Annotated in this window: 8 protein-coding genes; all 8 read right to left on the bottom strand. The window is 72.2% G+C overall.

Going from position 1 to position 9,275, the window contains the following annotated elements; all coding sequences use genetic code 11:
- Positions 1 to 42 precede the first annotated feature (42 nt).
- Entirely contained in the window at positions 43 to 2,538 is a 2,496-nt protein-coding gene (locus tag ACFWEG_RS26600; RefSeq protein ID WP_387219995.1) for a RelA/SpoT family protein, read from the bottom strand.
- A 182-nt stretch (positions 2,539 to 2,720) separates the two neighbouring features.
- A complete protein-coding gene (locus ACFWEG_RS26595) occupies positions 2,721 to 3,260 on the bottom strand; it encodes an adenine phosphoribosyltransferase (protein WP_387219992.1) in 540 nt (179 codons plus the stop codon).
- Positions 3,257 to 4,321, bottom strand: coding sequence for a protein translocase subunit SecF (gene secF, locus ACFWEG_RS26590; protein ID WP_387219997.1), 1,065 nt, complete (start codon positions 4,319 to 4,321; stop codon positions 3,257 to 3,259). The genes ACFWEG_RS26595 and secF overlap by 4 nt, the downstream gene beginning before the upstream one ends.
- A 2-nt stretch (positions 4,322 to 4,323) precedes the next feature.
- The gene (gene secD / locus ACFWEG_RS26585; RefSeq protein WP_387219989.1) at positions 4,324 to 6,120 is read right to left on the bottom strand and encodes a protein translocase subunit SecD; all 1,797 of its coding nucleotides are present in this window, start codon (positions 6,118 to 6,120) and stop codon (positions 4,324 to 4,326) included.
- A gap of 135 nt (positions 6,121 to 6,255) precedes the next feature.
- The gene (yajC, locus tag ACFWEG_RS26580; RefSeq protein ID WP_387219987.1) at positions 6,256 to 6,720 is read right to left on the bottom strand and encodes a preprotein translocase subunit YajC; all 465 of its coding nucleotides are present in this window, start codon (positions 6,718 to 6,720) and stop codon (positions 6,256 to 6,258) included.
- Between the two features lie 175 nt (positions 6,721 to 6,895).
- A complete protein-coding gene (gene ruvB, locus ACFWEG_RS26575) occupies positions 6,896 to 7,978 on the bottom strand; it encodes a Holliday junction branch migration DNA helicase RuvB (RefSeq protein ID WP_387219984.1) in 1,083 nt (360 codons plus the stop codon).
- Between the two features lie 32 nt (positions 7,979 to 8,010).
- Positions 8,011 to 8,631, bottom strand: a complete 621-nt coding sequence (gene ruvA / locus ACFWEG_RS26570; protein ID WP_387219982.1) for a Holliday junction branch migration protein RuvA — start codon at positions 8,629 to 8,631, stop codon at positions 8,011 to 8,013.
- The gene (ruvC, locus tag ACFWEG_RS26565) at positions 8,628 to 9,182 is read right to left on the bottom strand and encodes a crossover junction endodeoxyribonuclease RuvC (RefSeq protein WP_387219980.1); all 555 of its coding nucleotides are present in this window, start codon (positions 9,180 to 9,182) and stop codon (positions 8,628 to 8,630) included. Before ruvC ends, ruvA begins: the two co-directional genes overlap by 4 nt.
- Between the last annotated feature and the right edge of the window lie 93 nt (positions 9,183 to 9,275).

Genomic DNA, 9,275 nt, shown 5'->3' with positions numbered 1-9,275 from the left:
GTTCACCACCGCGGCCCCTTCGCCGTACCTGCTGTACAGCCCCTACGGCCTCCGGGCCGACGTGACCCGGTAGACGTCGTAGACGCCCTCGACGCCGCGGACGGCCTTCAGGACGTGGCCCAGGTGCTTGGGGTCGCCCATCTCGAAGGTGAAGCGCGAGGTGGCGACCCGGTCGCGGGAGGTCTGGACGGCCGCGGACAGGATGTTCACGTGCTGGTCCGAGAGCACCCGGGTGACGTCGGAGAGCAGTCGGGAGCGGTCGAGCGCCTCGACCTGGATGGCGACCAGGAAGACCGACGACTGGGTGGGAGCCCACTCGACGTCGAGGATGCGCTCGGGCTGCTGGGACAGCGAGTCGACGTTGACGCAGTCCGCGCGGTGCACCGAGACGCCCTGTCCGCGGGTGACGAACCCGATGATCGGGTCGCCGGGTACGGGCGTGCAGCAGCGGGCCAGTTTCACCCACACGTCGTCGACGCCCTTGACGACGACCCCGGGGTCGGCGCTGGAGCGGCGCTTGGTGTGGCCGCGGGTGGGCGGCACCTCCTCCATGTCCTCGTTGGCCGCGTCCTCGCCGCCGAGGGCCTGGACCAGCTTCTGCACGAGGCTCTGGGCGGTGACGTGGCCCTCGCCGATCGCCGCGTAGAGCGAGGAGATGTCGGGGTAGCGCATCTCGTGGGCGAGGGTGACCAGGGAGTCGCCGGTCAGGATGCGCTGGATCGGCAGGTTCTGCTTGCGCATGGCCCGGGCCATGGCGTCCTTGCCCTGCTCGATGGCCTCGTCGCGCCGCTCCTTGGAGAACCAGGCCCGGATCTTGTTCCGGGCGCGCGGGGACTTGACGAAGCCGAGCCAGTCGCGGGACGGCCCGGCCCCGGCGGCCTTGGAGGTGAAGACCTCGACCAGGTCGCCGTTGTCGAGCGTCGACTCCAGCGGCACGAGCCGGCCGTTGACCCGGGCCCCTATGGTCCGGTGGCCGACCTCGGTGTGGACGGCGTAGGAGAAGTCGACGGGGGTGGCGCCGGCCGGGAGGGCGATGACGTCGCCCTTGGGGGTGAAGACGAAGACCTCGTTGCGGGAGAGGTCGAAGCGCAGCGACTCCAGGAACTCGCTGGGGTCCTCGGTCTCCTTCTGCCAGTCGAGCAGTTGGCGCAGCCACGCCATGTCGTTGAGGTGGTCGTCCTTGCCGCCGCCCTTGGGGACGTCGGTGCGGACCTTGGAGGCGCCGGCGACGGCCTCCTGCTTGTACTTCCAGTGCGCGGCGATGCCGTACTCGGCGCGGCGGTGCATGTCGAAGGTGCGGATCTGCAGCTCGACGGGCTTGCCGTTGGGGCCGATGACCGTGGTGTGCAGCGACTGGTACATGTTGAACTTCGGCATCGCGATGTAGTCCTTGAACCGGCCGGGGACCGGGTTCCATCGCGCGTGGACGGTGCCGAGGGCGGCGTAGCAGTCGCGGACGGTGTCGACCAGGACCCGGATGCCGACCAGGTCGTAGATCTCGGCGAAGTCGCGGCCTCGGACGATCATCTTCTGGTAGACGCTGTAGTAGTGCTTGGGCCGGCCGGTGACGGTGGCCTTGATGCGGGCCGCGCGCAGGTCGGACTGGACCTCGTCGGTCACTATGGCCAGGTACTCGTCGCGCTTGGGGGCCCGCTCGGCGACCAGCCGGACGATCTCGTCGTACATCTTGGGGTAGAGGATCGCGAAGGCGAGGTCCTCCAGCTCCCACTTGATGGTGTTCATGCCCAGCCGGTGGGCGAGCGGGGCGTAGATCTCCAGGGTCTCGCGGGCCTTCTTCTCCTGCTTCTCCCGCTTGAGGTAGCGCATGGTGCGCATGTTGTGCAGCCGGTCGGCGAGCTTGATGACCAGGACCCGGGGGTCCTTGGCCATGGCGACGACCATCTTGCGGACCGTCTCGGCCTGGGCCGCCTCGCCGAACTTGACCTTGTCGAGCTTGGTGACGCCGTCGACGAGGAGGGCCACCTGATCGCCGAAGTCGCGGCGCAGGGTGTCCAGGCCGTACTCGGTGTCCTCGACGGTGTCGTGCAGCAGGCCCGCCATCAGGGTGGCGGGGTCCATGCCGAGCTCGGCGAGGATGGTGGTGACGGCCAGCGGGTGGGTGATGTACGGGTCGCCGCTCTTGCGTTTCTGGCCGCGGTGCCAGCGCTCGGCGACCTGGTAGGCGTTCTCGATCTGGCGCAGGGTCGCCGTCTCGATCTTGGCGTCGTTGCCGCGCACGATCCGCAGCAGCGGTTCGAGGACCGGGTTGTACGGGCTGGAGCGCTGGACGCCGAGGCGGGCGAGGCGGGCGCGCACGCGGTTGGAGGAGCCGCCGCCGGTGCGCGCGGGGGCGCCGGGGGCGGGCTTCGGTGCGGGGGTGGCGCCGGCGGGCGGCTTGGGGGTCCGGAGCGGGGCCGTCCCGTCGGTGCGCCCGGTGGGCGCGGCGGGCTGGGGGCCCGTCTGCCGCTCGGGCGTGGCGGGGGCCGCCGCGTCCTTGTCGGGCTGTGCGGCGGCGCGGGGCTTGGCCTCGTCTGACAAGAGCGCTCCTCGTGCGGTCCGGCTCCCCCGGTCAGGGCCGGAGCCCCCATCGTAACGACCCGCGCCGACACCCTCGCCATGGGAGCTGCCGGGGGTCACGACGCGGACGGGCCCCCGGTGGTGTCCGGGGGCCCGCTTCCACGGTGTGCGCCGGGCGGCGTGGGCCGTCCGGGGTCCGCGGTTCAGACGGTGAGCAGCGCGTCCAGGGGGGCGCCGTTCAGCAGGGGTTCGAGCCGCTCGCGGCCGGGCAGGAAGCCGAGCTCCATCAGCACCGCCACCCCGGCCGTCTCGGCCCCGGCCCGGCGGATCAGCCGGAGCGCGGCCTCGGCCGTACCGCCGGTGGCGAGCACGTCGTCGACGACCAGGACCTTGTCGCCGGGGCCGAGGTCCTCGGCGTGCACCTCGATCTCGGCGCTGCCGTACTCCAGGTCGTAGGACTGGGCGAGGGTCGCTCCGGGGAGCTTGCCCGCCTTGCGGACCGGGACGAACCCGAGGCCCGCGCGGACGGCGGCCGGCGCGGCCAGGATGAAGCCGCGGGCCTCCAGGCCGACGATCTTCGTGGCGCCGTGCCGGACGGCGAGCTCCGCGAGGGCGTCGGTGAGCGCGGTGAAGGCGACCGGGTCCGCGAGCAGCGGGGTGATGTCCTTGAACAGGACCCCGGGCTTCGGGTAGTCGGGGACGTCCCGGATGCCGCTGAGCAGTGTGGTGGTGAGGTCGCTCATCGGCGCTTCCCCGCGGGTCCGGAGCGGCGGGGGCCGGCCACCGCGGGCTGGGGCGCGCCGTCGGTGTGCTCGGGCGACGCGTCCTCCGGCGACTCGCCGCGGGCCCGCTTGGCGAGGACCCGCTTCTTCAGGGCCTTCATCTGCGGCTCGCGCTCCTTGAAGTCGGCGACGAGCGGCGTCGCGATGAAGATCGAGGAGTAGGCGCCGGCGGCGAGACCCACGAACAGCGACAGCGAGATGTCGTTCAGCATGCCCGCACCGAGCACGCCGCCGCCGATGAACAGCAGGCCGGCGACGGGCAGGAGCGCCACCACGGTGGTGTTGATCGAGCGGACCAGGGTGCCGTTGAGGCTGCGGTTGGCCATCTCGCTGTAGGTGAACCTCGTCTGCTTGGCGATGTCCTTGCCCCCGTCCTTGAGACCGTCGAAGACGACGACGGTGTCGTAGAGGGAGTAGCCGAGGATGGTCAGCAGACCGATCACCGTGCCCGGGGTGACCTCGAAGCCGACCAGCGCGTAGACGCCGACGGTGATGGTGAGGTCGTGGATCAGGGCGATCAGGGCGGCGGCCGCCATCCGCCATTCGAAGGCGATGGCGAGGTAGATCACCACCAGGATCATGAAGATCGCCAGGCCCTGCCAGGCCTTGTTGGCGATCTGCTCACCCCAGCTGGGGCCCACGATGTCGGCGGCGATCTTGTTCTCGGCGACGCCGAGGTCCTCGGCGAGCGCCGTCTTGACCTGGTCGGCCTGCTTGACGTCGAGGCCGCTGACCTGGACGCGCACGGTGCCGTTGCCGAGCTCCTGGACGATCGCGTCGTGGCCGGAGGCGTTCTCCGCGTCCTCCTGGATCTGGCTGACGGAGGACTCCGACTTGGGGACCGTGAACACGGCCCCGCCCTGGAACTCGATGCCCATGTTCAGGCCGCGGACCGCGAGGCCCACGATCGCCGTGATGGTGATCAGGACGGAGAGCCCGTAGTAGAACTTGCGCTTGCCGACGAAGTCGTAGCCGACTTCGCCGCGGTACAGCTTGGCGCCGAGGGTGCCGAGTCGCGACATGCTCACGCCTCCTTCGTCTCGACGGGGGCGTGCACACGGCGGGAGCGGCGCAGCGGGGGCTTGGCCCCCAGGCGCTTGGGGTCGAGCCCCGACCACGGGTGGCCGCTGGAGAAGAACTTCGTGCGGGCGGCGAGCGTCACCAGCGGCTTGGTGAACAGGAACACCACGACCACGTCGAGCAGGGTGGTCAGACCGAGGGTGAACGCGAAGCCCTGCACCTTGCCGACGGTGACCACGAAGAGCACCGCGGCGGCGAGGAACGACACGAAGTCCGAGACCAGGATCGTGCGCCGGGCGCGCGGCCAGGCGCGCTCCGCGGCGGGCCGGATGGAGCGGCCCTCGCGGATCTCGTCCCGGACGCGTTCGAAGTAGACGATGAACGAGTCGGCGGTGATGCCGATCGCCACGATCGCACCGCAGACGGCCGGCAGGTTCAGCGCGAAGCCGATGGCCGGACCGAGCAGCGTCATGATCGCGTAGGTCAGGATCGCCGAGACGACGAGGCTGAAGATCGCGATCAGCGCGAGGCCGCGGTAGTAGGCGATCAGGTAGATGACGACCAGGGCGAGGCCGATGGCGCCGGCGATGAGGCCGGCCTCCAGCTGCTCGCCGCCGAGCGCGGCGGTCACCGAGGTGACGGTCTCGACGTTGAACGACAGCGGCAGGGCGCCGTAGGACAGCACGTTGGCGAGGTCCTCGGCGGACTGCTGGTCGAAGCTGCCGGAGATCTGGGCGCTGCCGCCGTTGAGGGCCTGGTTGACGGAGGGGTCGGAGACGACCTCGCCGTCGAGCACGATCGCGAACTGGTTCTGCGGCGACTGCTTCGCGGCGAGCTCGCCGGTGACCTTTCCGAACTTGTCGGCGCCCTTGCCGTTGAACTCCATGTTGACGATCCACTGACCGGTCTGCTGGTCGATGGCCGCCTTGGCGTTGTCGACGTCCGTGCCCTCGATGGCGGCGGGGGCGAGGATGTACTTCTGCCACTGGCCGGCGCCGTTCTTGCCGCAGGCGAGGGTGGGTTCGGTGGGCTTCGCGCCCTGGCCGGCCTCGGTGCGCTGGGCGGGCTTGGTGCAGTCGAGGGCCGCGTAGTCCTTCTGCAGCTTCTCGGTGGCCGGGTCGGCGGCCGGCGGCGCGGACGCCTCGGGGGAACCGCTCGGTGCGGGCTCGCCGCTCGCCTTGTCGCTCGCCGCGGGGGACGGGGTCGGGTCGGCCTTCAGGGCGTCGGTGACGGCGCGGCCCTGGGTGGTGGCCGACGCGCTGGGGCTCGCCTTGTCGTCCCCGGAGCCGTCGGTGGCCTTCTCCCCGTCGGTCGCGCCGGCGGAGGGCTTCGCGGACGGCTTGCCCGACGCGCTCCCGCTGGGGGCGGGACTGGCGCTGCCCTGCGGCCCGCCGGTGACCTCGGTGGTCAGGACGGGGCGGAAGTAGAGCTGCGCGGTCGTGCCGACCTGGTCGCGGGCCTGCTTCTCGTTCGTCCCCTTCGGGATGTTGACGATGATGTTGTCGGAGCCCTGGGTCTGGACCTCGGCCTCGGAGACGCCGAGACCGTTGACCCGGCGCTCGATGACGCCGACCGCGGTGTCCATGTTGGTCGGGTTGACCGCGTTCTTCTGCCCGGGCTCGCTCTTCGCCTTGAGCGTGATGCTGGTACCGCCGGCGAGGTCGATGCCCAGTCGGGGCGTGGTGTGCCCGGAGAGGAACATGCCGCCCACGAGGGCCACCATGGCGATCAGGATGAGGGCGAGCGCGCGGCCCGGCCTCCCCTGGGCGCCCGCCTTCCGGCCCTTCTTCGGTGCTGCCACCTTCTCGCTTCTCCCTGTCCAACCGCCCGGCGCGCCTCGCGCGCCGCGGACGGCAACGAATGTGTGGAGGGGACGCGAAGTCGACACGTTCCGGCGGCCGCGCCCGCGGGGGCGGGCTGCGGTCGCCGGCCGTGACTACTTCGTGCCGTCCTCGCCGTCGGTCTTCTTCGGCTCCGGGGCGGTGCCCTCGGCGGCCGGGCCGGGCTCGGCGTCGACGTCCTTCTTGCCGAGGTCGATGCGCGAGTCGTCGGACTCCTCGGCCGGGGTCAGGGAGGAGGCGTCGTCCGGGACGCCGGCGACTCCGAGCTCGTCGGCCGTGGCGCCGTGGACGATGCGGTTGTACTCGTCGTCCGTGAGGACCGCGCCAATGGCGTTCTTCGCGTAGACGGCGTGCACGCCCGGGGCGACCTCGAGCAGGGCGGTGTCCTCGCCGACCTCCTTGACCGTCGCGTACATCCCCCCGATCGTGCGGACGCCGGTGCCGGGCTGCATGGTGTCGCGCATCGCGGCGGCCTGCTGCTGCTTCTTCTTCGCCGAGCGGGTCATGAGAAACATGGCGCCGATGAGCAGGACGAACGGGAAAAGGAGGGCGATATCCACGGGACGGAATTTCCTTCGCACGACCGCGTCCGCGAGGGGTGGGCGGCCTTGATGTGTTGGGGGTGGGGCACGCCACCGTATGAGGGGCGACGTCGGCGGAGTCTAAGCGAGTGTCCGTTGCCGTAACAACGCATCGCGCGTCGGCGCAGTTCCGCTTCGGCCGGCGGGCGGCCTCCTAGGAGCCGAAAAGTCCCTGTTGCGGGGCTCCGCCCGGTGCAGTGCGGGGGGCGGTGAGGCCGAGATGCGCCCATGCGGCGGGCGTGGCGACGCGGCCGCGGGGCGTCCGGGCGAGGAGCCCCTCGCGAACGAGGAAGGGTTCGGCGACCTCCTCCACGGTCTCGCGCTCCTCCCCCACCGCGACGGCCAGCGTGGAGAGCCCCACCGGGCCGCCGCCGAAGAGCTTCAGCAGCGCCTCCAGGACGCCCCGGTCGAGCCGGTCGAGGCCGCGGGCGTCGACCTCGTACACCGCGAGGGCGGCGGAGGCGACCTCGCGGCTGATCCGGCCGTCGGTCCTGACCTGGGCGTAGTCGCGGACGCGGCGCAGCAGGCGGTTGGCGATCCGGGGGGTGCCGCGGGAGCGGCCGGCGATCTCCGCGGCGCCCTCGCCGTCGATCTCGACGTCGAGCAGCCGGGCGGAGCGGTCGATGACGCGTTCCAGCTCGGCGGGCTCGTAGAACTCCATGTGGGCGGTGAAGCCGAAGCGGTCGCGCAGGGGCGGCGGGAGCAGGCCGGCCCGGGTGGTGGCGCCGACCAGGGTGAAGGGGGGCAGCTCCAGGGGGATGGCGGTGGCGCCGGGGCCCTTGCCGACGATGACGTCGACCCGGAAGTCCTCCATCGCCATGTAGAGCATCTCCTCGGCGGGCCGGGACATCCGGTGGATCTCGTCGAGGAAGAGGACCTCTCCCTCCTGGAGCGAGGAGAGGATCGCGGCGAGGTCGCCGGCGTGCTGGATGGCCGGGCCGCTGGTGATGCGGATCGGGGCGCCCATCTCGGCCGCGATGATCATCGAGAGGGTGGTCTTGCCGAGGCCGGGCGCGCCGGAGAGCAGGACGTGGTCGGCGGTGGCGCCGCGGGCGCGGGCCGCGCGCAGGACCAGGTCGAGCTGTTCGCGGACCTTCTCCTGGCCGATGAACTCGCCCAGGTCCTTCGGTCGCAGGGCGGCCTCCACGGCCTGGTCCTCGCCGTCGGCGGACGCGCCGACGAGCCGCTCGGCCGCCTCGGCCGTGGTGGTCTCGTCGGTGGTGTCGTCCCAGTTCACTGCGGGTGCCCCTCGTGGTGGTGGTGCGATGGTCAGCGGGTGCGGTTCAGCGTCTGCAGGGCCGCCTTGAGCAGCAGGCCGACCTGCGGGGCGCCCTCGGCGGCCTCGGCCTGCGGGGTGACGGCGGTGACGGCCTCGTCGGCCTCCCGCGGGGCGTACCCGAGGCCGACCAGGGCGGTGTGCAGCTGGTCCTGCCACGGGGCGGGGCCGGCCGCGGCCCGCTGGGCGGCCAGGTGGGCCCCGGTGCCGAGCGGGGCGCCGAGCCGGTCCTTCAGTTCGAGGAGGAGTTTCTGGGCGCCCTTCTTGCCGATGCCGGGGACGGCCGTCAGCGCCTTCTCGTCGCCGGTGGAGACGGCGAGGCGCAGGGCGTCGGGGCGGTGGACGGCGAGCATGGCCTGGGCGAGCCGGGGGCCGACGCCGCTGGCGGTCTGCAGGAGCTCGAAGACCTGGCGCTCGTCGTCGTCGGCGAAGCCGTAGAGGGTCAGGGAGTCCTCGCGGACGACGAGCGAGGTGGCGAGCCGGGCCTCCTGGCCGACACGGAGCGCGGAGAGGGTGTCCGGGGTGCACTGGACGGCCATGCCGACCCCGCCCACCTCGATCACCGCGGTGTTCGGCGAGAGGGCCGCGACCGGGCCCGAGACGAAGGCGATCATGCGGTGCGGCCTTTCGATGCGTACCGGGGCGCCTGCTGTGCGGCGTGCAGGGCGGCGGCCTGTTGGAGCCGGTTCTGGGCGGGGGCCCGCCAGATGTGGCAGATGGCGAGGGCGAGCGCGTCGGCGGCGTCGGCGGGCTTCGGCGGGGCGTCGAGCCGGAGCAGGCGGGCGACCATGGCTCCGACCTGCGCCTTGTCAGCGCGGCCGCTGCCGGTGACGGCGGCCTTGACCTCGCTCGGGGTGTGCAGGGCGACGGGAATGCCGCGGCGGGCGGCGCACAGCATGGCGACGGCGCTGGCCTGGGCCGTGCCCATGACCGTGCTCACGTTGTGCTGGCTGAAGACCCGTTCGACGGCGAGGACCTCGGGGCGGTGCTCGTCGAGCCACTGCTCGATGCCGCGCTCGATGCCCACCAGGCGGTCGCCGAGGGCCGCGTCGGCGGGGGTGCGCACGACGCCGACGCCGAGCATCCGCAAGGGGCGGCCGGCGACCCCGTCGACGACCCCGACCCCGCACCGGGTCAGGCCCGGGTCCACGCCGAGCACTCGCATCGAGGCCCTCCCCTCCCCCGCTCGGTCACCTGTTCCCGCAGGCTACCGGCTCGCTCTGACAATGCGACGGGCCGACGGGGGTGTGTCCCCGTC

The organism is Streptomyces sp. NPDC060194, from assembly GCF_042728285.1.
GTDB lineage: Bacteria > Actinomycetota > Actinomycetes > Streptomycetales > Streptomycetaceae > Streptomyces.
Note: the sequence above shows the minus strand (reverse complement) of the source record. Positions and strands in the feature narration are given on the sequence as shown.